The sequence below is a fragment of the Modestobacter marinus genome, from assembly GCF_011758655.1.
Classification (GTDB): domain Bacteria; phylum Actinomycetota; class Actinomycetes; order Mycobacteriales; family Geodermatophilaceae; genus Modestobacter; species Modestobacter marinus.
In genome coordinates, this window is the sequence record NZ_JAAMPA010000001.1 from 2,617,955 (window position 1) to 2,639,970 (window position 22,016).

At 74.4% G+C, this 22,016-nt stretch carries 25 protein-coding genes; 23 read left to right on the forward strand and 2 right to left on the reverse strand.

Translation table 11 applies throughout. The annotated features are described in order from the left end of the window. Nucleotides 1-3: 3 nt before the first annotated feature. The 17 genes from FB380_RS12400 (at nt 4) to whiG (ending at nt 14,521) form a co-directional block, all read left to right on the forward strand. Nucleotides 4-240 (forward strand): RNA-binding protein, encoded by a 237-nt coding sequence (locus FB380_RS12400; RefSeq protein ID WP_014742367.1) that lies wholly within the window; start codon nt 4-6, stop codon nt 238-240. A gap of 47 nt (nt 241-287) precedes the next feature. After that, on the forward strand, nt 288-800 hold the full coding sequence (rimM, locus tag FB380_RS12405; protein WP_312018799.1) for a ribosome maturation factor RimM: 513 nt from the start codon (nt 288-290) through the stop codon (nt 798-800). Beyond that, entirely contained in the window at nt 797-1,543 is a 747-nt protein-coding gene (gene trmD, locus FB380_RS12410; protein WP_166755301.1) for a tRNA (guanosine(37)-N1)-methyltransferase TrmD, read from the forward strand. The genes rimM and trmD overlap by 4 nt, the downstream gene beginning before the upstream one ends. Continuing rightward, nucleotides 1,540-2,040 (forward strand): NUDIX hydrolase, encoded by a 501-nt coding sequence (locus FB380_RS12415; protein ID WP_166755302.1) that lies wholly within the window; start codon nt 1,540-1,542, stop codon nt 2,038-2,040. The genes trmD and FB380_RS12415 overlap by 4 nt, the downstream gene beginning before the upstream one ends. 160 nt (nt 2,041-2,200) lie before the next feature. Then, a complete protein-coding gene (rplS, locus tag FB380_RS12420; protein WP_166755303.1) occupies nt 2,201-2,557 on the forward strand; it encodes a 50S ribosomal protein L19 in 357 nt (118 codons plus the stop codon). A gap of 132 nt (nt 2,558-2,689) precedes the next feature. After that, nucleotides 2,690-3,748: a signal peptidase I gene (gene lepB, locus FB380_RS12425; protein ID WP_166755304.1), complete on the forward strand. Its 1,059-nt coding sequence runs from the start codon at nt 2,690-2,692 to the stop codon at nt 3,746-3,748. Nucleotides 3,749-3,931: 183 nt separating this feature from the next. Beyond that, entirely contained in the window at nt 3,932-4,636 is a 705-nt protein-coding gene (locus tag FB380_RS12430) for a response regulator transcription factor (RefSeq protein ID WP_166755305.1), read from the forward strand. Nucleotides 4,637-4,861: 225 nt separating this feature from the next. Then, nucleotides 4,862-5,626, forward strand: coding sequence for a ribonuclease HII (locus FB380_RS12435; protein ID WP_166755306.1), 765 nt, complete (start codon nt 4,862-4,864; stop codon nt 5,624-5,626). Further along, nucleotides 5,623-5,943, forward strand: coding sequence for a DUF2469 domain-containing protein (locus tag FB380_RS12440; protein WP_036339823.1), 321 nt, complete (start codon nt 5,623-5,625; stop codon nt 5,941-5,943). The genes FB380_RS12435 and FB380_RS12440 overlap by 4 nt, the downstream gene beginning before the upstream one ends. A gap of 124 nt (nt 5,944-6,067) precedes the next feature. Then, on the forward strand, nt 6,068-6,448 hold the full coding sequence (locus FB380_RS12445; RefSeq protein ID WP_166755307.1) for a YraN family protein: 381 nt from the start codon (nt 6,068-6,070) through the stop codon (nt 6,446-6,448). Then, on the forward strand, nt 6,448-7,968 hold the full coding sequence (locus FB380_RS12450) for a YifB family Mg chelatase-like AAA ATPase (protein ID WP_166755308.1): 1,521 nt from the start codon (nt 6,448-6,450) through the stop codon (nt 7,966-7,968). The genes FB380_RS12445 and FB380_RS12450 overlap by 1 nt, the downstream gene beginning before the upstream one ends. Next, the gene (gene dprA / locus FB380_RS12455; protein ID WP_166755309.1) at nt 7,965-9,158 is read left to right on the forward strand and encodes a DNA-processing protein DprA; all 1,194 of its coding nucleotides are present in this window, start codon (nt 7,965-7,967) and stop codon (nt 9,156-9,158) included. Before FB380_RS12450 ends, dprA begins: the two co-directional genes overlap by 4 nt. Before the next feature lie 315 nt (nt 9,159-9,473). Continuing rightward, the gene (locus tag FB380_RS12460) at nt 9,474-11,729 is read left to right on the forward strand and encodes a CHAT domain-containing WD40 repeat protein (protein ID WP_166755310.1); all 2,256 of its coding nucleotides are present in this window, start codon (nt 9,474-9,476) and stop codon (nt 11,727-11,729) included. Then, complete coding sequence (locus tag FB380_RS12465) at nt 11,726-12,217, forward strand: hypothetical protein (protein WP_166755311.1); 492 nt, start codon at nt 11,726-11,728, stop codon at nt 12,215-12,217. The genes FB380_RS12460 and FB380_RS12465 overlap by 4 nt, the downstream gene beginning before the upstream one ends. Continuing rightward, the gene (locus FB380_RS12470) at nt 12,214-12,651 is read left to right on the forward strand and encodes a CD225/dispanin family protein (RefSeq protein ID WP_166755312.1); all 438 of its coding nucleotides are present in this window, start codon (nt 12,214-12,216) and stop codon (nt 12,649-12,651) included. The genes FB380_RS12465 and FB380_RS12470 overlap by 4 nt, the downstream gene beginning before the upstream one ends. Nucleotides 12,652-12,715: 64 nt before the next feature. Then, the gene (locus tag FB380_RS12475; protein ID WP_166755313.1) at nt 12,716-13,675 is read left to right on the forward strand and encodes a tyrosine recombinase XerC; all 960 of its coding nucleotides are present in this window, start codon (nt 12,716-12,718) and stop codon (nt 13,673-13,675) included. Between the two features lie 48 nt (nt 13,676-13,723). Next, nucleotides 13,724-14,521: an RNA polymerase sigma factor WhiG gene (gene whiG, locus FB380_RS12480; RefSeq protein ID WP_166755314.1), complete on the forward strand. Its 798-nt coding sequence runs from the start codon at nt 13,724-13,726 to the stop codon at nt 14,519-14,521. Nucleotides 14,522-14,604: 83 nt separating this feature from the next. Here whiG and FB380_RS12485 read toward each other — a convergent pair whose 3' ends face one another. Beyond that, nucleotides 14,605-15,141, reverse strand: coding sequence for a DUF4262 domain-containing protein (locus FB380_RS12485; RefSeq protein WP_166755315.1), 537 nt, complete (start codon nt 15,139-15,141; stop codon nt 14,605-14,607). A gap of 35 nt (nt 15,142-15,176) precedes the next feature. Next, nucleotides 15,177-15,713 (reverse strand): murein hydrolase activator EnvC family protein, encoded by a 537-nt coding sequence (locus FB380_RS12490; RefSeq protein ID WP_229682078.1) that lies wholly within the window; start codon nt 15,711-15,713, stop codon nt 15,177-15,179. Between the two features lie 339 nt (nt 15,714-16,052). Between FB380_RS12490 and rpsB the strand changes: the two genes are divergently transcribed. The 6 genes from rpsB (at nt 16,053) to FB380_RS24710 (ending at nt 21,718) form a co-directional block, all read left to right on the forward strand. Further along, the gene (rpsB, locus tag FB380_RS12495; RefSeq protein WP_166755316.1) at nt 16,053-17,015 is read left to right on the forward strand and encodes a 30S ribosomal protein S2; all 963 of its coding nucleotides are present in this window, start codon (nt 16,053-16,055) and stop codon (nt 17,013-17,015) included. A 125-nt stretch (nt 17,016-17,140) separates the two neighbouring features. Beyond that, a complete protein-coding gene (gene tsf / locus FB380_RS12500; RefSeq protein WP_166755317.1) occupies nt 17,141-17,956 on the forward strand; it encodes a translation elongation factor Ts in 816 nt (271 codons plus the stop codon). A 176-nt stretch (nt 17,957-18,132) separates the two neighbouring features. Continuing rightward, complete coding sequence (pyrH, locus tag FB380_RS12505; protein ID WP_249523470.1) at nt 18,133-18,894, forward strand: UMP kinase; 762 nt, start codon at nt 18,133-18,135, stop codon at nt 18,892-18,894. 93 nt (nt 18,895-18,987) lie between these two features. Beyond that, nucleotides 18,988-19,545 (forward strand): ribosome recycling factor, encoded by a 558-nt coding sequence (gene frr, locus FB380_RS12510; RefSeq protein ID WP_166755318.1) that lies wholly within the window; start codon nt 18,988-18,990, stop codon nt 19,543-19,545. 281 nt (nt 19,546-19,826) lie between these two features. Beyond that, the gene (locus FB380_RS12515; protein ID WP_229682077.1) at nt 19,827-20,798 is read left to right on the forward strand and encodes a phosphatidate cytidylyltransferase; all 972 of its coding nucleotides are present in this window, start codon (nt 19,827-19,829) and stop codon (nt 20,796-20,798) included. 275 nt (nt 20,799-21,073) lie between these two features. Next, nucleotides 21,074-21,718: a TrmH family RNA methyltransferase gene (locus FB380_RS24710; protein ID WP_188959593.1), complete on the forward strand. Its 645-nt coding sequence runs from the start codon at nt 21,074-21,076 to the stop codon at nt 21,716-21,718. Nucleotides 21,719-22,016: the final 298 nt, after the last annotated feature.

The window sequence follows — 22,016 nt, forward strand, 5'->3', positions numbered from 1 at the left end:
GACGTGCTCGAAGAGGCGCTCGAGCACCTGGTCAAGGGCATCGTCGACAACCCCGACGACGTCGTGGTCGACCTCGTCAACGGCCGGCGCGGCAAGACCCTCGAGGTCCGGGTGCACCCCGACGACCTCGGCAAGGTCATCGGCCGCGGCGGGCGCACCGCCAAGGCGCTGCGTCAGGTGATGACCGGTGTCGGTGGGCGCGGCCTGCGGGTCGACGTCGTCGACACCGACGGGCGCTGAGCACTCCCGGCGCCGCTGGCGCCACCCCGCACGACACCGACACCGTGGTGGTCGGCCGCATCGGCCGGCCCCACGGTGTCCGTGGTCAGGTGACCGTCGAGGTGCGCACCGACGACCCCGACCTGAGGTTCACCCCCGGCGCCACGCTGCTCACCGAGCCCGCCACGCGGGGGCCGCTGACCATCGAGGCGGCCCGCTGGCACAGCGGCACGCTGCTGCTCACCCTGGTGCTGCCCGACGGCACCGTGGTCGCCGACCGCGAGGCGGCCGACGCGCTGCGCAACACCCAGCTGCTGGTGCCCGTCGCCGAGCTGCCGGAGCTGGACGACCCGGACTCCTTCTACGACCACCAGCTCGTCGGGCTGGCCGCCGTGCTGCCCGACGGCTCCCCGGTCGGTGAGGTCACCGGCGTCCGGCACGAGGGCACCGAGCTGCTCGTGCTGCGCCGTCCCGAGGGTGGGGAGGTGCTGGTGCCGTTCGTGACCGCGATCGTCCCCAGCGTCGACCTCGCCGCCGGGCGGCTGGTCGTCGACCCGCCCGAGGGGCTGCTCGACCTGTGACGTTCCGGATCGACGTCCTGACGATCTTCCCCGAGTACCTCGCCCCGCTGGGCCAGTCCCTGCTCGGGAAGGCCGCCGCCCGGGGCCTGGTCTCCGTCGGCGTGCACGACCTGCGGCAGTGGACCGACGACGTCCACCGCACGGTCGACGACTCGCCGTACGGCGGCGGCCCGGGCATGGTCATGCGCCCGGAGCCGTGGGGGAGGGCGCTGGAGGCGGTGCGCCCGCCCGGCACCCGGCTCGTCGTCCCGACCCCGGCCGGCCGGCCGTTCACCCAGGCGGTGGCCGCCGGGTGGGCCACCGAGCCCGGGCTGGTGTTCGCCTGCGGCCGCTACGAGGGCATCGACCAGCGGGTCGCCGACTGGGCGGCCGAGGGTGGCCCGGTCTCCGAGGTCTCGATCGGTGACTACGTGCTGGCCGGCGGGGAGTCCGCGGTGCTGGTGATGGTGGAGGCGGTCACCCGGCTCCTGCCCGGCGTCGTGGGCAACGCCGAGTCCGTCGAGTTCGACTCGCACGCCGACGGGCTCCTGGAGGGCCCCTCCTACACCCGCCCGGCGACCTGGCGCGGCCGTGAGGTGCCGCCGGTGCTGCTCTCCGGTGACCACGCCGCCATCGCCCGCTGGCGGCGGGCCCAGTCGCTGCGCCGCACCGCCGACCGTCGTCCCGACCTGCTCGCCGGGCTGCCCGACGGGGCGCTGACCCCCGCGGACCGGGCGGCGCTGGACGCGGACCCGCAGGCGTGACCTCCCGCGTCTGGGTCCGCGCGGCGGCCCGGGTGCTCGTGCTCGACCGCCGGCAGCGGGTGCTGCTGTTCGGTGGGCGCGGGCTGCAGCCCCGCAGCGAGCCCGGGGCCGTCGAGTACTGGTTCACCCCCGGCGGCGGGGTGGAGGACGGTGAGGACCTGCGGACGGCGGCGGTGCGCGAGCTGGCCGAGGAGACCGCCCTCGTCGTCGACCCGGCCGCGCTGGAGGGCCCGGTGTGGCTGCGCCGCTGGCAGGGCCGGTGGGGCGACACCCTGCTGGACGCCCGGGAGACCTACTTCGTGCTGCGCGACGTGGCGCACGACGTCGACGTCAGCGGGCGCACCGAGCTCGAACGGCAGCTGGACGAACCGCACCGGTGGTGGTCCCTCGCCGAGATCACCGACAGCACCGAGACCTTCGCCCCGCGGGACCTCCCCACGGCGCTGGCCGGGGTGCTCGGCGGCCCCTGGACGGGCCCGCCACGCATCGTCGACTGAAGATGTGGCACAGTAGTGAGCTGCTGCAGGCCGTCGGCTCACCCCGACGGTGGCTCCGCACCCCCACCGGGTGGTGGAGCGCAGCCACCCGGTACGGATGCACCGGGACACCGCTGCCCGTACCACGACGACTTTCCCGCTAGGACTGAGGACTGCTGCGATGAACACCCTGGACGCCCTCGACGCCGCGTCGCTGCGCGACGACATCCCCACCTTCCGGCCCGGGGACACCGTGAAGGTGCACGTGCGGGTCATCGAGGGCAACCGCTCGCGTGTGCAGGTCTTCCAGGGCGTGATCATCCGTCGCCAGGGTGGTGGCATCCGCGAGACCTTCACCGTCCGCAAGGTCAGCTTCGGCGTCGGCGTGGAGCGCACCTTCCCGGTGCACACCCCGGTCGTCGAGAAGATCGAGGTGCTGACCCGCGGTGACGTCCGCCGGGCGAAGCTGTACTACCTGCGTGAGCTGCGCGGCAAGGCCGCCAAGATCAAGGAGAAGCGCGAGGTCGTCAGCCGCTGACCTCAGCGATCTCTCCGACCGGGCCGGCTGCACTCGCAGCCGGCCCGGTCGCGTTCGTGGGGTGGGCGACACCGATCCGGCCGCGCAGCAGTGCGCCGGACGCCGCGGGGAGCGGACCGTACGCTGGTGCCGATGAGCACGCACGGGCCCGCTGAAGCCGCCGACTCCGGTGACCCCGGGCGTCCCCCCGCCGACCACGACACCGCCGACCCCGCCGCCACGACCTCGACCGGGGCGGCGGCCGCTGGACGCGGTCGGCGCCAGCAGCCCAAGAAGGGCTCGCTGCTGCGTGAGCTGCCGGTGCTGCTGGTCATCGCCTTCGTGCTCGCCCTGCTGGTGAAGACCTTCCTGGTGCAGGCGTTCTTCATCCCGTCGGGCTCCATGGAGCAGACGCTGCACGGCTGCACCGGCTGCACGGGTGACCGGGTGCTGGTCAACAAGGTGCCCTACTGGTTCGGCGAGCCCGAGCCCGGCGACATCGTGGTGTTCCAGGGCCCGGACACCTGGTCCCCGGAGATCGCGGTGGAGGAGCCCACCAACTGGTTCACCGGCGCCGCCCTGACCCTGGGCCGGGCGATCGGTGTGGCCCCGCCCAGCGAGGACGACTACGTCAAGCGGGTCATCGCCACCGAGGGGCAGACCGTCGAGTGCTGCGACCCGCAGGGGCGGGTCCTGGTCGACGGAGAGCCGCTCGACGAGCCCTACATCTACCAGGACTCCCCGCTGGACACCGGCGGCTCCGGCGGGCGGGAGTTCCCGCCGGTCACCGTGCCCGAGGGCCGGCTCTGGGTGATGGGCGACCACCGTTCGGCCTCGGCGGACTCCAAGCAGCACATGGACGACCGGTACTCCGGCACCATCGCCGTGGACGACGTCATCGGCAAGGCGGCCCTGGTGGTCTGGCCGCTGGACCGGTTCACCCTGCTGGACAGCCCGGACATCCAGCCCGGCCAGGCGGACGCCGCCGGCGTCGTCGCACCCGAACCGGCGCCGGTGCAGGACACCGCCGCCCTCGCTGCCCCGTACGTGCTGGGTCTCGGTGGCGCGGTACCGCTCACCGCCTGGCGCCGGCGGCGTCGTTCCCGGGGTGCCGTCCTCACCGGGCCGTCCCGTCGCCCACCGGGCACCGGGTGGCGCCGGGTCCGGCGGCCGGTCCACACCCGGCCGGGCCGTGAGTCGCAGTCCGACTGAGCCGGGGCTCCTGCGGGCGGTCGTCGAGCCGCCGTGCCGGGGTGATCTCTCCCGAGTGCCACTGTCGGGTTCGGCATGATCTGTGCGCGTTTCGGCACTGATCCCGAGAAGTTGCTCAAGCACTCCGTTCACCCGTCCGATGGACGAGCAGAGAGTCACCAGACTTCGAACGGGGAGCTCCCCGTGTCCATCCCCATGGCCAGCACCCCCCGCGGCGTCACCCGCGTCCTGATCCTGGCCGACGCCCCGGTGCTGCGCCGTGGGCTGGTCGGCATGATCAACGAGACCGCCGGCATGCAGGCGGTGGGCACCCCCGGGGAGCCGCGCCGCGCGCTGACCCTGGCCGAGACCGCCCGCCCGGATGCGGTGGTGGTGGAGCTGGGCACCGGCCGGGCAGCCACGCTGAACGCGGTGCGGGACCTGCGCCGCCGGTTCCCGCAGCTGGCGGTGGTGGCGCTGGCGACCTCGGAGGACCCGGGTGTGGTCAACGAGGCGCTGGCGGCGGGGGTGCGGGGGTATCTGCTGATGAACACCTCCCCGACGCTGCTGGGCTGGGCGGTGCTGGCCGCGCGTGCCGGGCGCACGGTGGTGGACCCGCAGATCCGTCGCGGTGAGGGTGCTGAGGCGCCGGTGTCGCGGGAGCTGACCCCGGAGGTGCCGTTGACCCGCCGGGAGTCCGACGTGCTCGACGAGTTGCTGCAGGGGCAGTCGAACCGGGCGATCGGGAAGAACCTGTTCATCTCCGAGGACACGGTGAAGTCCCACGTGAAGGCGATCCTGCGCAAGCTGGGTGCCCGCGACCGGGCCCACGCGGTCTCCCTGGTGCTGTCGGCCCGCAACCCCGGCTGCTCCTGCGGAGTCCACGCCCTCGCCTCTGCCGACGCCTGACCCGGCAGCCACGACCACGGCCCGCACCCCTCCCGGGAGGCCCGGGCCGGACCGACCGCCGGAGCGGGTCCCGCTGCGGCACGCCGGTCGGCTCGGCGTCCGCGCCACCGACCAGCCGCCCCGAGCCGGTCCCTGTTCCCCCAGGGACCGGCTCGTGGTGCGTCCGGACCGGGACTCGCCGGGCGTCCTCGCGAGCCCGGTGCGGCGACGTAGGGTCGGCAGGCGATGGCCGCTCGACCTGGTGCTGCAGATCCCGCCGACGACCTCTGGACGATGGAGCGCTCGCTCCGCCGCCGGGGGTTCGCCGCCATCGCCGGGGCGGACGAGGCCGGGCGCGGCGCCTGCGCCGGCCCGCTCGTGGCAGCCGCGTGCGTGCTCCCCGCCGGGCGTCGCGGGCGGGTGCCCGGGCTGGCCGACTCCAAGCTGCTCACCGCCGCCACTCGGGACGAGGTCTACGCCGAGGTGGTCGACCGGGCGGTCTGCTGGTCGGTGGTCGCCATCCCGGTCGGGGAGCTCGACGCGCGCGGCATGCACGTGACCAACATCGAGGCGCTGCGCCGCGCCGTCCGGGTGCTCGACCCGTGCCCGGACTACGTGCTCAGCGACGGCTTCCCGGTCAGCGGCCTGTCCCAGCCGTCCCTCGCGGTGTGGAAGGGCGACCGGGTGGCGGCCTGCGTGGCGGCCGCCTCGGTGCTGGCCAAGGTCAGCCGGGACCGGACGATGCTGGAGCTGGACGCGCGCTTCCCGCAGTACGGGTTCGCCGAGCACAAGGGCTACATCACCGACGCGCACAGCGCCGCCCTCGACGAGCACGGGCCGTGCCCGGAACACCGGCTGCGCTTCGTCAACGTCGCCCGGGCCCGGGCCGCACACGCCGCGCGGACGGCACCCCTGCCGGGAGCAGCGGCCATGGACGATGATGGTCCGGTGCCGTCCGGAGCCCCGGCCGCAGCACTGACGTCCCCGGCCCCGATGGAGCACGCGCGATGAGCACCGAGGACCTCGAGAAGTACGAGACCGAGATGGAGCTGCAGCTCTATCGCGAGTACAAGGACATCGTCCGCCAGTTCTCCTACGTCGTGGAGACCGAGCGGCGCTTCTACCTGGCCAACAGCGTCGACCTCCAGGTCCGGGACGCCGGGGGGGAGGTCTTCTTCGAGCTGACCCTCTCCGACGCGTGGGTGTGGGACATGTACCGCCCGGCCCGGTTCGTGAAGAACGTCCGGGTGGTGACGTTCAAGGACGTCAACGTGGAGGAGCTGGACAAGCCGGACCTCGAGCTCCCGGACAACCCGCGCCTGCCCTGATCCCCCGGGGCACCCTGGCTCGTCCTGGGGCAGCTCCGCCGGCCGCTGTCCACACCGACGGCGTCCGTCCACAGACCGGCCGGAGCTCTGGCCCCACCCGGCTCCGGGCAGCGACGGTCGAGGGGTGCCTCATCCGCAGAAGTCCCCGCCCGGCCACCGCGCCGCCCTCGGCGCCTACGGCGAACGGGTCGCCGTCCGGGCGCTGACCGACGCCGGCCTCCAGGTCCTCGACCGCAACTGGCGCTGTCGCGGCGGTGAGCTCGACGTCGTCGCCCGGGACGGCCGGGCGCTGGTCTTCTGCGAGGTGAAGACCCGCACCGGCACCGGGTTCGGTCACCCGGCCGAGGCGGTGACCGCCGACAAGCGCCACCGGCTGCGGGTGCTCGCCCGCGCCTGGCTGGCGGCCCACGACCAGCACGCCCCGGACCTGCGCTTCGACGTCGTCGCGGTGCACGTCCCGTCGTCCGGGCCGGCCCGGGTGACGCACCTGCGGAACGCGTTCTGATGGCGCTGGCACAGACCTGGTCGGTGGGCCTGGCCGGCGTGCAGGGGGCGATGGTCGAGGTGGAGGTCGACCTGGCGCCCGGGGTGCCCACCGTGGCGCTGGTCGGGCTGCCGGACGCCGTGGTGCGCCAGTCGGTGGACCGGGTGCGGGCGGCGCTGCTCAACAGCGGGCACGAGTTCCCGCTGCGCCGGGTGACCATCGGGCTCTCGCCGGCGGCCATGCCCAAGCAGGGCAGTGGGTTCGACCTGGCGCTGGCCGTCGCCGTGCTCGCCGGCGCCCGGGTGGTGCCCGCGGCCGCCGTCCGGGACCTGGTGCTGCTGGGTGAGCTCGGGCTCGACGGGACGCTGCGGGCCGTCCGCGGGGTGCTGCCGTCCGTGCTGGCCGCCGCGCGCGCCGGGCATCGCGAGGTGGTGGTCCCGCAGGAGAACGCCGACGAGGCGGGGCTGGTCGAGGGCATCGCGGTGCTGGCGGCCGCGGACCTGCGCCAGGTGGTCGCCCACCTCGCCGGGAAGGCCGCTCTCCACCGGCACGTCCGGGCAGCCGCCGCCCCGGGGCCACCGGGCCCCGACCTGGCCGACGTGGTGGGGCAGGCCGCGGGACGCCGGGCGGTCGAGGTGGCCGCCGCCGGGGGTCATCACCTGTTCCTCAGCGGACCGCCGGGGGCCGGCAAGACCATGCTCGCCGAACGGCTGCCCGGGCTGCTGCCCCCGTTGGACGAGCAGGCCGCCCTGGAGGTGACCGCCATCGCCTCCATCGCCGGCACCCTCCCGCCCGGTGCGCCGCTGGTGACCCGGCCGACGTTCGAGGCGCCGCACCACTCGGCGACGATGGCCGCCCTGGTCGGCGGCGGCTCGGGCCAGATCCGTCCCGGCGCGCTGTGCCGGGCCCACCGCGGGGTGCTCTTCCTGGACGAGGCGCCCGAGTTCCCCCGGGCCGTGCTGGACACGCTGCGCCAGCCATTGGAACGCGGGACGGTGACCATCCACCGGGCCCAGGGGTCGGCGACCTTCCCGTGCCGGGCGCAGCTCGTCCTGGCCGCCAACCCCTGCCCCTGCGCCAGCGCGGCCGGTGACACGGCGTGCACCTGCAGCGCCCTGGAACGGCGGCGCTACCAGTCGCGGCTGTCCGGGCCGCTGCTGGACCGGATCGACCTGCGCGTCACCCTGCCGCCGGTGACCCGGGCCGCGTGGCTGGACGGCCTGGGCACCCCCGAGTCGACCGCCGTGGTCGCTGCCCGGGTGCGGGGCGCGCGGGCGGTGGCGGCCGAGCGGCTGGCCGGCAGCGGCCTGGCGCTGAACAGCCAGGTGCCGGGGCGGCTGCTCCGGGACCGCTGGCCGGTGCCCCGCGCGGCGCTCGCCCTGGCGGAGCGGGCGCTGGAACGCGGGTCGATCTCGGTGCGCGGCTTCGACCGGGTCGTCCGCGTGGCGTGGACGCTGGCCGACCTCGCCGGTCTCACCGTCCCCGGCCCCGACCAGGTGGCCGAGGCGCTGGGCATGCGGCTGCAGCGGGCAGCGGCATGAGCGGCGGTGCCGACCCCGAGGTCCGGCGGGCACGCGCGTGGTTGTCCCGGGCCCTGGAGCCGGGGTCGTCGGCGGCGTGGCGGTTCGTCGAGCAGTCGGGCCCGGTGGTGGCCGCCGCCGCGCTGCGGGCGGGCACTGCCCCGGCCGAGGTGCAGGCGGTGGCCGGTGCCCGGGCGGGCGAGGACGCCAGTGTCGAGGACCTCCGCCGGGTGGCACGGTGTGGCGGCCGGCTGGTCGTGCCCGAGGACCCGGAGTGGCCGGCGCTGCCGCTGCACTCCCTGACCCTGGCCACCGAGGACGGGCGGGGGCTGGTGGACGGCCGGCAGCCGAACCGCACGCTCACCCTGGTGCCGCCCCTGGCGCTGTGGGTGCGGGGCGCGGCGTCGCTGACCGGGCTGGTCGACCGGTCGGTCGCGTTGGTCGGGTCGCGGGCCTCGACGGCCTACGGCGAGCACGTCGCCGGCGAGCTGGCGCACGGGCTGGGAGAGCGGGGCTGGACGACGGTCTCCGGTGGCGCGTTCGGGATCGACGCCGCGGCGCACCGGGGGGCGCTGGCCGCCGGAGGGCCGACCGTCGCCGTCCTGGCCTGCGGGGTCGACCGGGTGTACCCCGGTGCGCACTCGGCGCTGTTCGCCCGCATCCTGGACGAGGGGCTGCTGGTCAGCGAGTGGCCGCCGGGCTGCGCACCGCTGCGGCACCGGTTCCTGGTGCGGAACCGGCTGATCGCCGCACTGACCCGGGGCACCGTGGTGGTCGAGGCGGCCGCCCGCTCCGGCGCCCAGGCCACCGCCAACCGGGCGCGGGAGCTGGGCAAGGCGGTGATGGCCGTCCCCGGTCCGGTCACCAGCGCGATGTCGGTGGGCTGCCACCAGCTCCTGCGGGAGGTGGAGCGTCCCGTGGCGCTGGTGACCTCGGCGGCCGAGGTGCTGGAGGTGGTCGGCAGGGTGGGGGAGGACCTGGCGCCGCCGGTGGAGCGGGAGACCGCGCCGGGTGACTCGCTGTCCGACGTCGCCCGGCGGGTGCTGGACGCCTGCCCGGTGCGGGTGGGCGTGCCGCCGGAGCGGCTGGCGGCGGTCGCCGGCTGTTCGGTCGTCGACGTGCTCCGGGTGCTTCCGGCGCTGGAGCTCGCCGACCTCGTCGAGTGGACCGGCACCGGTTGGCGGGTACGCCGGCAGTCGCCGCGGAGGTGAGGAGCACCCGGCTCTGGGAAGTGAGGCGCCCACGCCGATCGACCCAGCGGATGCGACCAGGTGCATTGAGTGACCAGTCTGGTGTCGGGCGTGCCGTCCGCTCACCCGATCGACGGTGACCGGTCGGCCGCGGCGGTGGTCGCACCGCAGGTCGAAGGCCCTGGACCTCCGCTGGAGGGCACGAGCCGGTCGGCCAGAGCCCGCCGGGGCCGTGCGCCAGAGCGGGGCACCGGTCAGCACCACCCCTTACCCGCTGGTCAAGCGAGGGCGCTCGGGTGTGCACTGACGTGCGGAAGGGGCGGGGGCGCGATGGACATGGCCTTTCGACTCGGCATAGTCGAGTCCCACGACGAGTGGGTCATCGTCTGCACGTCGCCCCTGGGTGGCACGGTGCAGAAGCTCCCCGCACCGTTCACCGCACGACTCCTGGACGAGCGCCTGGCCCGGGTGGAGAAGTCCCTCATCCGGTCGACGGCCCAGGTCACCACTCGGCGAGCCACCACGCCCGAACGGGCCGCGCAGGACTTCGGTGCGGAGCTCTCCGACGCCCTGCTCACCGGTGACGTCCGGCTGCTGTTCTCGCGCTGTCGCGACAAGGCGCGGGAGCACAAACAGACCCTCCGAGTGCTGATCGACCCGGTCGGCCCCAACGTCAGCCGGATCCCCTGGGAGTTCGCGGTCGACCCGGACACTCGCGACGACTACCTGGCGCTCCGCGTGTCGGTGGCCCGGGCGCCGCACCTCATGGAGCCCGTGCCGCCGCTGCGCGTCGACCCCCCACTGCGGGTGCTCGGCGTGATGGCCCGACCGGCCGATCTCCCTCCGTTGGAGGCGGAGGAGGAACGGCGGGACGTGTCCCAGGCGCTCGGCCGGCTCAGCTCCAGCATGGTCGAGGTGGAGTGGTTGTCTGGAGACCGGTGGGGCGACCTCGCGGAGGCGGTCCGGTCAGAGCCCTGGCACGTCCTGCACTTCATCGGCCACGGGGGCTTCGACGAGGACGCCGAGTCCGGGTACCTGGAGCTCTCGGACGACGACGGCAACGCCATGCCCGTCCTGGCCACCGACCTGGGCCGCCTCGTCGCCGACAACCCGCAACTTCGGCTCGTCGTGCTCAACGCGTGCGAATCGGCGGTGACCGGGGCAGCGGGGTTCTTCTCGAGCACTGCGGCGAAGCTGATGCGCGAAGGGGTCCCGGCGGTCGTCGCCATGCAGTACGAGATCAGTGACCCCGCCGCCCTGGCCTTCTCCAGTTCCTTCTACGAGGGCATCGCCCGCGGCCTGCCGGTCGACCGTGCCGTCACGCTGGCCCGGGAGAGCGTGAAGATGGCCCTGCGGAGCCTGGAGTGGGCCACGCCGGTGCTGTTCCTCGCCTCCGACGAGACCCACGTCTTCACGGTTCCCGGGCGGGCGACGGCGGCCGTCCCGGCGACATCGGCAGCCGTGCGACCCGAGCGCGATCGTCCGGCACCCGAAGCAGGCGACCCGGTCCCGCCGGGTGACTGGTTGGCGACGACCCGCAGGAAGCTGGCCGATGCCGTCCGCGGGGGCAGTGCCCCCGGCGACGACCGGAGCGCCAGGCCGCACGAAACCTCCGGCACGGCTGCGACCACGCGACCGTCCCCGCCCCGCACCGGGTCTGCCACGCCCACCCGGGACGCCGGTGAACGGCCGGTGCCTCCGGTGCGGTCGGCCGGCCGGCTGGTCACGGCGTCCTCCTGTGATGCCGCCGTGGGCCCGCGCGGCCTGGTGGCGCTCGTCGGCACCGACGGCGTCCTCCGGGTCCTGTCGACGAGGACCGGTCGGCTGGTCGGACTGTGCGTGCTGGCCCAGCGGGAACGTGCACGCTGCACCGCCTGGGGGCCCTGGCCCCGGCATGTCGCCAGCGCCCACGACGGGGGTCTGGTCGTGGTGTGGGACTTGGAGACCGAGGTGCCGGTGCGGGTCATGGAGGGCGGCGCCCAGCGCGTGGACGCGCTCGCCTTCAGCAGCGACGGGCACTGGCTGGCCACGGCGGGGGACTGCTCCCTCCGCGTCTTCGACAGCCAGGGGACGTGCGTCCAGCACGTCCCGGTCCTGGCGGATGACGGGCGATCGAGCGGCTACCCGCGGCGTCTCGGGGAGCTCACCGCGGTCGCCTTCGTGCCCGGGGACGAGGGCCTCCTTGTGGCCGGCGACGACGGGCTCGTCCGCCGGTACGACGTCCGTGCCCGCCTCACGGGCACCTGGCAGCACGCCACGGGCGTGGCGGCCCTGGACGTCTCGACGACCGGACTGACCACCGGGTCGGTCGGCGGCCGGGTCAGTACCTGGGGGTGGGACGGGCGCCTGCTCTGCCGGCGGCAGCACGGCACGAGAGTCGATCGACTCCGGCGGTCCGCCGACGGCCTGCTGCTGGCCAGTGTGGCCGACGGCCGGTCGCTTCGGGTGTGGGACCCGACCGGCGCACCAGTCGCCGAGGTGATGCTCCCTGGGCCGGCCGTGGGGATGGGGTTCTTGCCCGACGACCGCACGGTGCTGACCGCGGCCCGCAGCGGCGACGTCGAGCTCTGGACACTGCCGGAGGGGTCGTGACCGGCAGGGCGAGCCCCCGGGTGAAGGCCGACCTCTGCTGGCCCGCGACCCTGCCTCGGGAGGTGGGGTTGTCCGCGGCCAGTGCGCTCGAGGCCGCGGGCGTCGAGGTCACCTGTCGTGTCCAGCCGGTGCGGCGGGGTGTCGAGTCGGCCGCGGAGGTGCTGTTGACCAGTTCGGTGCTCGCGCCCTTTCTCAGCACCGTCTTCGAGCGGCTCGCCGCGGACGCCTGCACCGGCCTGCGCGACTGGGTGCAGAGCCTGCTCGGGACCGGACAGGAGCGAGCCGGGGCACGCGCCGTCGTCTTCGAGAACGAGGTGACCGGTGCGGAGTTCGTCTTCACCGCCGGCCTGCCCGCCGAGGCCTTTCGGGCTGCCGTCGAGCAGGGGGCCGAGGTCGAACCCGGTCGGTGGACCTGGGACGCGAGTGGGCGGGAGTGGGTTCGTTTCGAGAGCGGTCGCAGGAGCAGGGCCGGACAGGAGGAGCGATGACGCAATCGCAGGACCCGGGAGAGGACTGGGGCGGGCCGACCCCGTGGCAGCAGCCACCGCAGCACCTCCAGCAGTCGTCCCACCAGGAGCCCCACCCGGTGGGGTCCGGCCAGCCGAGCCGCGCGGGCGGGCACCCGCCCGGGATCCAGTGGCCCCAGCAGCAGGTCTGGCTGCACACGCCGCCCGAGCCGCCGCCGACCTACCTGGTGCAGGCCGTCCTGGTGACGGTCCTGTGCATCTTCTTCCCCTTCGCGGGCGTCATCGCCCTCGTCTTCGCCGCGCAGACCAGTCAGAAGATCGCGGCCGGTGACCTCCCCGGGGCGCAGAAGGCATCGAGACGCGCGCGACTCTGGGTCATCATCGGCCTGGTGCTGGGCTGCTCCATCTGGCTGCTCTACGCGATCGGCACGGCCCTCCCGAGCTCCACCTCCTAGCGAACGCGCTCGGTCGACGGCGTGGCCCGTTGACCAGTCCCTCTCCCCGACGGACCCTGCGCCCATGGCCACCGGGACAGCAGAGCTGCGAGCCGCGCTCCCGCCGGCGCTCGAGGAGCCGCTGGCAGGCTGGGAGGAGCACCTGCGCCTCCAGCGGGACCTCTCCGAGCACACCGTCCGCGGCTACGTCGGTGACGTCGTCTCGCTGCTGGACCACCTGGTCCGGCGCGGCGGCCGCACGGTCGCCGACCTCGACCTCGCCACCCTGCGCAGCTGGCTGGCCCAGGGGCGGACCCGCGGGGCCAGCCGGTCCACCACCGCCCGGCGGGCCGCGTCGTCCCGGTCCTTCACCGCCCACCTGCGGCGCAGCGGGCAGGCCGCCGAGGACGTCGGGCTCCGGCTGGCCAGCCCCCGTGCCCACCGCACGCTCCCCGGGGTGCTCGGCGCCGACCAGGCCCGTGCGGTGCTCGAGGAGGCGGCGCGCCCGACGGCGGAGGAGGAGACCCCGGCCGACGCGGCGCTGCGGTTGCGGAACGTCCTGGTCGTCGAGCTGCTCTACGCCAGCGGGGTGCGCGTCGGCGAGCTCGTCGGGCTGGACGTGGACGACGTCGACCGCGGACGCCGGTTGCTGCGCGTGCTGGGCAAGGGGCGCAAGGAGCGCAGTGTGCCGTTCGGCGCCCCGGCGGCCGAGGCCCTGGAGGCGTGGCTGGGGCGGGGCCGTCCGGTGCTCGCGACGGGGAGCAGTGGCCCGGCGCTCCTGCTGGGCGTGCGCGGTGGCCGGCTGGACCCGCGGGAGGCCCGCCGGGTGGTGCACGCGGCGGTCGCCGCCGCGCCGGGGACCCCGGACGTCGGCCCGCACGGGCTGCGGCACTCGGCCGCCACCCACGTGCTGGAGGGCGGCGCCGACCTGCGCAGCGTCCAGGAGCTGCTGGGCCACGCTAGCCTCGCCACGACGCAGGTCTACACGCACGTGACCGTCGAGCGGCTCCGTGCGGTCCACGCCCAGGCCCATCCACGGGCGTGAGGGCGGCGTCGGTGCACGGGACAGCAGAGTTCGAGCGGGGGAGTGCGGGTGTCTGAGGCGACGGTCCGGCAGGTCGGTGCGAGTGAGGACCCCGATGCCCACGTGATCGAGCTGTGGTCGCGGTACGTGGAGAAGCGGGACACCGGGCTGCGCGACCGGCTGATCCTGCACTACGCGCCGCTGGTCAAGTACGTCGCCGGCCGGGTGGGCAGCGGCCTGCCGGCGCACGTCGAGCAGGCCGACCTGGTCTCCTACGGGACGTTCGGGCTGATCGACGCGATCACCCGCTTCGAGCCGGAGCGGGAGATCAAGTTCGAGAGCTACGCGATGGCCCGGATCCGCGGCGCGATCATCGACGAGCTGCGGTCCACCGACTGGATCCCGCGCTCGGTGCGGATGAAGGCCAGGCAGTACGAGCGGACGGTCGCGGCGCTGGAGGCGAAGCTCCAGCGCAGCCCGACCGACGAAGAGGTCGCCGACGAGATGGACATGGACGTCGAGGAGATCCGCAAGTTCCTCGGTCAGCTGTCCCTGGTCAACGTGGTCGCCCTCGACGAGCTCCTCGTGGACGACGACGGCTCCGCTCCCCGTCTGGGCGACACGCTCAAGGACACCAGCGCGCTGGACCCCCAGGCGATGGCCGAGCACGGCGAGGCGCGGCAGCTGCTGGCCCGCGCCGTCGAGCAGCTCCCCGAGCGGGAGAAGGTCGTCGTCAGCCTCTACTACTTCGAGGGCCTGACCCTGGCCGACATCGGCCGGGTGCTCGGGGTGACCGAGAGCCGGATCTGCCAGCTGCACACCAAGGCCGTCCTGCACCTGCGGACCAAGCTCGCCGACATCGCCTGAGCCGGCGCCGGTCCTGCTGGCCGGGCCCGGCCACCAGGACGAGGCCGAGGGCCGTCGATCCGCTGACGCCGACGCCAGCCGGCTCAGTCGCCGGCCGGTTCTTCACCGGGCAGCGGCCCCAGCAGTGGCTGGGCTCCCGGCGGGTTCCGGTGGCCCTCCTGCCAGGGCAGCCGGCCGGTCGAGTCCGGCCAGACGAGCTGCAGCACCTCGATCGAGCCGTAGAACTGCTCGGCGACGGCGAGCCGCGCGGTGTCCTCGACCGCGAGGAAGACCACCGGGGAGTCGGCGTCGGTGAGCCCGGTCGTGGCCGCCCCGGGGCCGAAGCGGGCACCGCCGCGCACCGCCTCACCGACGAGGTTGAGGTACTTCTCCCCGGCCGGGAACGGCAGCCCCACGACGATCACCTCGGGGTGCCCGAGCGCGGTCAACCCCACGGTGTGCGACCACCGCGGGTCGGTCGCACCGTTGCCGCCGCCGTGCAGCACCGCCCAGCCGAACCGGTCGACCACCTGCCGCAGACCGTCCAGGACCTGCCCGGCGTCCTGCTCCGGGGCCTGCTGTCCCGGGGTCTGCTGCTCGGGGGTCTGCTCTCCGGGGGCCTTCTTCCGTCGCCAACGCACGTCCGGACGGTAGCGCCGTCGCAGCCCCGGTGGGCTCAGTGCCACGGGAGCAGCCGCACGCGTGGCGGACGCAGCAGCGACAGCGGGTCCAGGTACGTCTCGCCGCGGCGCAGCCCCCAGTGCAGGCACGCGTCCACCGGGCAGCCGTCGTGCCCGGCCACCAGCACGCCCAGCGGAGAGCCGCGCACCACGGGCTGCCCGGCGGACACCCCCGGGGCCACCGGCTCGTACGTCGTGCGCAGGCCGCCGGCGTGGTCGACGCTGACCACCGGCCGGCCGGCGACCATCCCGGCGAAGGCGACCACCCCGTCGCCGGCGGAGAGCACCTGCCCGCCCACCGCGCCGGCCAGGTCCACCCCGCGGTGCCCGGCCGCGTACGGCGTCGCGGGCGCGTCGAAGGGCCGGCTGACCGTGGGCGCGCCCGCCAGCGGCCAGGCCCACAGCCCGGCGGCCGGGGCCGGCGCGGCAGAGGCCGACTCCGGTGCGGCGGCGGGGGCGGCCGATGCCGCGGGCGGGCCGGTCAGCAGGGCGACGAGGACGAGGACGACGAGGGCCGAGCGGGGCGTGGTCACCTGCACGAGGCTGCCGCCGGACCGCACCGCCAGCAGCTGTCCGCGCGCGGTCGTGGGCAGAGGCGGGTGCTGGGGACGACCCGGTCGGGCCACCGCCGGCCAGGGCGTATGCTCGTCGATGCGGTCCGCCTCCGGCGGATCGACTTCGCGTGTCCTCTTCCCGCTGCTCGCGCACCTGGCGAGCCCAGCGGGGCAGTCGTCACCTCGGTCCCGCCTCCTGGCGGGTTCGGTGGCGCGGTGCGGACACCAGGGCGGCGCACCTCCCGGTGCGTCCGCGACAACCGAGCAGCGCGGCGCCGGCTCCTGGCCGCCCGCGCACGAGAAGGAAGGCGGCGCCACGTGGCAGTCGTCAGCATGAAGAACCTGCTCGACAGCGGGGTCCACTTCGGGCACCAGACCCGTCGCTGGAACCCGAAGATGAAGCGGTTCATCTTCACCGAGCGCAACGGCATCTACATCATCGACATCCAGCAGACGCTGGGTTACATCGACCAGGCCTACGAGTTCGTGAAGCAGACCGTCGCCCACGGCGGTTCGATCATGTTCATCGGGACCAAGCGCCAGGCGCAGGAGGTCATCGCCGAGCAGGCGACCCGCGTCGGCATGCCCTACGTGAACCAGCGCTGGCTGGGCGGCATGCTCACCAACTTCCAGACCGTCTACAAGCGTCTGGCCCGCCTCAAGGAGCTCGAGGACCTCGAGCAGACCGGCGCCCTGGTCAGCCTCTCCAAGAAGGAGCAGCTGGTCCTCTCCCGCGAGAAGGCCAAGCTCGAGCGCTCCCTCGGCGGCATCCGCGACATGCAGAAGGTGCCCAGCGCCGTCTGGATCGTGGACACCAAGAAGGAGCACATCGCCGTCGGTGAGGCCCGGAAGCTGGGCATCCCGGTCGTCGCGATCCTCGACACCAACTGCGACCCCGACGAGGTCGACTACAAGATCCCGGGCAACGACGACGCCATCCGCAGCACCGCGCTGCTGACCCGCGTCATCGCCGACGCGGTCGCCGAGGGCCTGATGGCCCGCTCGGCCGCGCAGGCCAACGCCGGCCGGTCCGAGGACGGCGCCGAGACCCCGGCCGTCGGCGGCGGCGAGCCGCTGGCCGACTGGGAGCGCGAGCTGCTCACCGGCGGGACCGCCGACGCCGCCGCGCCGGCCGCCGAGGCCGTCCCGGCCACCGCCACCGAGCTGCCCGAGACGCCGGCCGCCCCGCCGACCGTCACGGCCGACGAGGTCGCCCCGGTCGAGGGCGTCCCCGCCACCGGTGACCAGTCCACCGGTACCCAGGGCGCCGAGAACGGCTGATCGGTCGGCGCCGCTCCTCCCCGCCTGGTGCGGGGGAGGGCGGCGCCGCCGTCTGCCCGGCCCCAGGCCGGCACCTCACCTCGCGGGGTCCGCGCCCCGCACCACCACCGATCAGAGGAAGTGACATGCCTGCTTTCACCGCAGCCGACGTGAAGCGTCTCCGTGACGCCACCGGCGCCGGCATGATGGACTCCAAGAAGGCCCTGACCGAGGCCGATGGCGACTACGACAAGGCCATCGAGTTCCTGCGCGTCAAGGGTGCCAAGGACGTCGGCAAGCGCCTGGAGCGCTCGACCACCAACGGCGTGGTCGTCAGCCGGGACGGCGCGCTGCTCGAGCTCGACTGCGAGACCGACTTCGTCGCCAAGAACGCCGACTTCGTCAAGCTCGCCGAGCGCCTGCTCGACCTGGTCGTGGCCGAGAAGCCGGCCGACGTCGACGCGCTGATGGCCACCCAGGTCGACGGCCAGACGGTCGCCTCGCTCATCGAGTCGGAGTCGGCCCGCATCGGCGAGAAGCTGGTGCTGTCCCGGTTCGCCGTCTTCGAGGGCACCACGGCGGTCTACCTGCACAAGCGGGCCACCGACCTGCCCCCGGCCATCGGTGTCGCCGTGCAGTACTCCGGTGGCGACGAGGACGCGGCGCGTTCGCTGGCGATGCACATCGCCGCGGCACGTCCGCGCTACCTGACCCGCGAGGAGGTCCCCGCCGACGCGGTGGAGACCGAGCGCCGGGTCGCCGAGCAGACCGCGAAGGAGGAGGGCAAGCCCGAGCAGGCGATCACCAAGATCGTCGAGGGGCGGGTCAACGCCTACTTCAAGGACTTCGTCCTGCTCGAGCAGCCCTCGATCACCGAGCCGAAGCGCACCGTCAAGCAGGTCATCGCCGACGCCGGCCTGACCGTCGACCGGTTCGCCCGGTTCGAGGTCGGCCAGGCCTGAGCAAGGACCACCCGTCCCCCACGCCACGCACGCTCGGCGCGGGGGACGGGTGGCCGACCACCGGCCCCGTTCTCCCCAGGACGGGGCCGGTGGTGCGTCCGGACCCGCCGGACACCCGCGCGCACCCGCCGGATGCGGCAGGATCGATCCATCCGACACCGAACCGAGGAACGCCCGTGACCGCTCTGAAGTCCGCACCCACCGCCTTCGCCCCGATGGACGGGTCCGGCTACGACCGGGTCCTGCTCAAGCTCTCCGGTGAGGCCTTCGGTGGGGGCAAGGTCGGGGTCGACCCGGTGATCATCCGCACCATCGCCGAGCAGCTGGCCGCCGTGGTCGGCGCCGGCACCCAGGTCGCGGTCGTGGTCGGCGGCGGCAACTTCTTCCGAGGTGCCGAGCTCTCCCAGGCCGGCATGGACCGTGGCCACGCCGACTACATGGGCATGCTCGGCACGGTGATGAACTGCCTCGCCCTGCAGGACTTCTGCGAGAAGGCCGGGCTCGAGACCCGGGTGCAGACGGCGATCACCATGGGCCAGGTCGCCGAGCCCTACATCCCGCGCAAGGCGATCCGGCACATGGAGAAGGGCCGGCTGGTCATCTTCGGCGCCGGCGCCGGCATGCCCTACTTCTCCACCGACACCGTGGCGGCCCAGCGGGCCCTGGAGATCGAGTGCCAGGTGCTGCTGATGGCCAAGAACGGCGTCGACGGCGTCTACGACGACGACCCGCGGACCAACTCCGCGGCGACGATGTACCGCGACCTGGACTACGGCACGGTGCTGGCCAAGCAGCTCAAGGTCGCCGACGCCACGGCCATCAGCCTTTGCATGGACAACCAGATGCCGATCGTCGTGTTCAACCTGCTGCGCGACGGCAACATCGCCCGCGCGGTGGCAGGTGAGAGGATCGGCACGCTGATCAGCGCCCAGCCCTGACCGGGCCGGACGTCGACCGGGGCGGCGCACGCCGGGTGCCGCCCCATCCGCACACCGCACAGACCCGGCAGCTGCCGCAGGAGGAGAGAACCCGTGATCGACGACACCCTGCTCGACGCCGAGGAGCGGATGGACAAGGCCCTGTCGGTCGCTCGCGAGGACCTCGGTTCCGTTCGCACCGGCCGCGCCGCGCCGTCCATGTTCAACAAGATCTTCGTCGACTACTACGGTGCGCTGACCCCGGTGCCGCAGATGGCCTCGATCACCGTGCCCGAGGCGCGGATGGCGGTCATCAAGCCCTACGACGCCACCCAGCTGCAGGCGATCGAGAAGTCGATCCGCAACTCCGACCTGGGCGTGAACCCCACCAACGACGGGTCGCTGATCCGGGTGGTCTTCCCGCAGCTGACCGAGGAGCGCCGCCGTGACCTGGTGAAGATGGCCCGGTCCAAGGGCGAGGACGCCAAGGTCTCGATCCGCAACGTGCGCCGCCGGGCCAAGGAGGAGCTGGACCGGATCAACAAGGACGGCGAGGCGGGGGAGGACGACGTGCGTCGCGCGGAGAAGGAGCTCGACGACCTCACCGCGGCCCACGTCGCCAGCATCGACGAGGCGATGAAGAACAAGGAGACCGAGCTCCTGGACGTCTGAGTCGACCTCCGGACGCTGCCGTGACCCGCGACCCGCACCGCCCCGAGCCCCTCGGCTCGGGCCGTCCGCGTGCCCGCAGCCGGGCCGGAGTCGCCGACGGGCCGGGTGGCCGGGCGGAGGGCCCGCCGCCACGGCAGGACCCCGACACCGGGCCGTTGGTCCGGATCGACCAGCCGCCGGTGCCGCCGCGTCCGCCGGCCGGCCCTCCCGGCCCCCGACCCCGGCCGGTCGCCGGGCCGCCCACCAGCGACCTGGGCTGGGACGACGAACGACCCCCCGCCGTGCCGCTAACGCCGGGTGATCCGCCGGCCGAGGCGCGGGACCCCGAACCCGGCCACGAGGACGCGCCCGCCGACGCCCCCCTCACCGCGGTGCCCGACGCCCTCGGCACCGAGGTCACCGGAGAACCCCTGCAGGACACCCCGAGCGGGGCACCGCGGGCCGTCGGCCGGGCCGGGCGGGACATGGCGGCCGCCGTCGGCGTCGGGCTGGGGCTGGGCGCGGTCGTCTTCGCGACGCTGCTGCTCTGGCGACCGTCCTTCATCGTCGTCGTGACCGCGGCCGTCCTGATCAGCGTCTTCGAGCTGAGCAGGGCGCTGGAGAAGGGTGGGCACCGGCCCCCTCGCACGCCCGTCCTGGTCGGGGCGGTCGCGATGGCGGCCCTGGCCTGGACGCGCGGGCCCTCGGGTCTGGTCATCGCCTTCCTGCTCACCGTCTTCGCCGTGCTGCTCTGGCGGCTGGGCGACGGTCCGGTCGGGTACCTGCGCGATGCGTCCGCCGCGGTCTTCGTCGCCCTGTACGTGCCGCTGCTGGCCGGGTTCGCCGTCCTGCTGCTGGTGCCCGACGACGGCGCCGCCCGGGTGCTGACCTTCATCGGCACGGTGGTCTGCAGCGACGTGGGCGGCTTCGCCGCCGGCGTGCTGTTCGGGAAACACCCCCTGGCCCGCACGGTCAGTCCGAAGAAGTCCTGGGAGGGGCTGGCGGGGTCGGTCGCGGCCTGCGTGCTCATCGGCACGCTGCTGATCACGCTGGTCTTCGACGGTCCGTGGTGGGGCGGTGTGCTCTACGGCGTCGCCATCGCCGTCACGGCCACCCTCGGCGACCTCGGGGAGTCGTTGATCAAGCGCGACCTGGGCATCAAGGACATGGGCGACCTGCTGCCCGGCCACGGTGGCCTGATGGACCGGATGGACTCCCTGCTGCCCTCGGCGGCAGTCGCGTGGCTGATCCTGTCGATGGTCGCGCCGGTCTGAGCCTGCGGCCGGATCCGCACGCCGGTCCAGGCGGAGGCGTGCGCGTCCTCGCTGACGACGGCCCGGCCGGTCCGCCGGCACGGCGTGGCAGCATCCCGGCGGTGACGGACGGGACGACAGGTCGGGCGACCCCCGGCCGGCCGACGGACGGCGGCCCCACGGACGGCGAGCCCACGCCCGGCGGGCTGACGGCTGGCGAGCTCACGGACGGCGACCGCGTGGACGGCGAGTGCGCGGGCAGTGGGCTCCCGGGCGGCCGACCAGCGGAGGGTGAGGTGCCCGGGCCGACCGAGTGGGGTGGGTCGGTGGGCGTCGGTCCGTGGCCCGGGCCCTGGCCGACGGACCCGCGGTACGACCCGGAGCTGCTCGCCGAGGGCGATCGGCGCAACGTGGTGGACCGCTACCGGTACTGGCGGCTGGAGGCGGTGGTCGCCGACCTGGACCGACGCCGGCACCCGTTCCACGTCGCGATCGAGAACTTCGAGCACGACCTGAACATCGGCACGGTGGTGCGCACCGCCAACGCGTTCCTGGCCGCGGAGGTGCACGTGGTCGGCCGGCGTCGGTGGAACCGGCGGGGCGCCATGGTGACCGACCGCTACCAGCACCTCCGCCACCACCCGGAGGTGACCGGGCTGCTGGACTTCGCGGCGGCCGAGGAGCTGACGGTGGTGGCAGTGGACAACGGTCCCGGCGCCGTCCCGCTGGAGACGGCGTCGTTGCCGCGCAGCTGTGTCCTGCTGTTCGGGCAGGAGGGTCCCGGGTTGACCCCGGCGGCCCGGCAGGGGGCTGCGCTCACCGTGTCGATCAGCCAGTTCGGCTCGACCAGGTCGCTGAACGCCGGGGTCGCGGCCGGGATCGCGATGCACGCCTGGGTCCGGGAGCACGCCAACCTCAACGCGGCGCCCGGGTCCATCTGACCGGCGAGGCCGAGCACAGTGTGACCGGGCGATCACGCCGCGCCTACCGGAGAAGGGTCGTCCCCTCAGGCAGCATGGCCGCTCGGGTCTGGTGACCGGGGCTCGGCTGCGAACGGCGGCCGGGGCGGCGACCGACCGGGGAGGAGCGGCCGTGGCGTCGGGCCCATCGCGAGGTGACGAGTCGTCGCAGGAGCAGCCGTCTGCGGTGATCGCATCCGCGGGTGGTCCGGACGAGCCGGTCGCAGCGGGTCCTGCACGAGGTGTCCGCACGCCCGGCGACCCGGCCATCCAGGGGCCG

Coding starts and splice junctions, on each gene's coding strand:
- FB380_RS12475 (WP_166755313.1), top strand. CDS start 12,716: ATGGCCACCGGGACAGCAGAGCTGCGAGCCGCGCTCCCGCCGGCGCTC.
- FB380_RS12435 (WP_166755306.1), top strand. CDS start 4,862: ATGGCCGCTCGACCTGGTGCTGCAGATCCCGCCGACGACCTCTGGACG.
- FB380_RS12460 (WP_166755310.1), top strand. CDS start 9,474: ATGGCCTTTCGACTCGGCATAGTCGAGTCCCACGACGAGTGGGTCATC.
- dprA (WP_166755309.1), top strand. CDS start 7,965: ATGAGCGGCGGTGCCGACCCCGAGGTCCGGCGGGCACGCGCGTGGTTG.
- FB380_RS12470 (WP_166755312.1), top strand. CDS start 12,214: ATGACGCAATCGCAGGACCCGGGAGAGGACTGGGGCGGGCCGACCCCG.
- lepB (WP_166755304.1), top strand. CDS start 2,690: ATGAGCACGCACGGGCCCGCTGAAGCCGCCGACTCCGGTGACCCCGGG.
- FB380_RS12440 (WP_036339823.1), top strand. CDS start 5,623: ATGAGCACCGAGGACCTCGAGAAGTACGAGACCGAGATGGAGCTGCAG.
- tsf (WP_166755317.1), top strand. CDS start 17,141: ATGCCTGCTTTCACCGCAGCCGACGTGAAGCGTCTCCGTGACGCCACC.
- rplS (WP_166755303.1), top strand. CDS start 2,201: ATGAACACCCTGGACGCCCTCGACGCCGCGTCGCTGCGCGACGACATC.
- FB380_RS12450 (WP_166755308.1), top strand. CDS start 6,448: ATGGCGCTGGCACAGACCTGGTCGGTGGGCCTGGCCGGCGTGCAGGGG.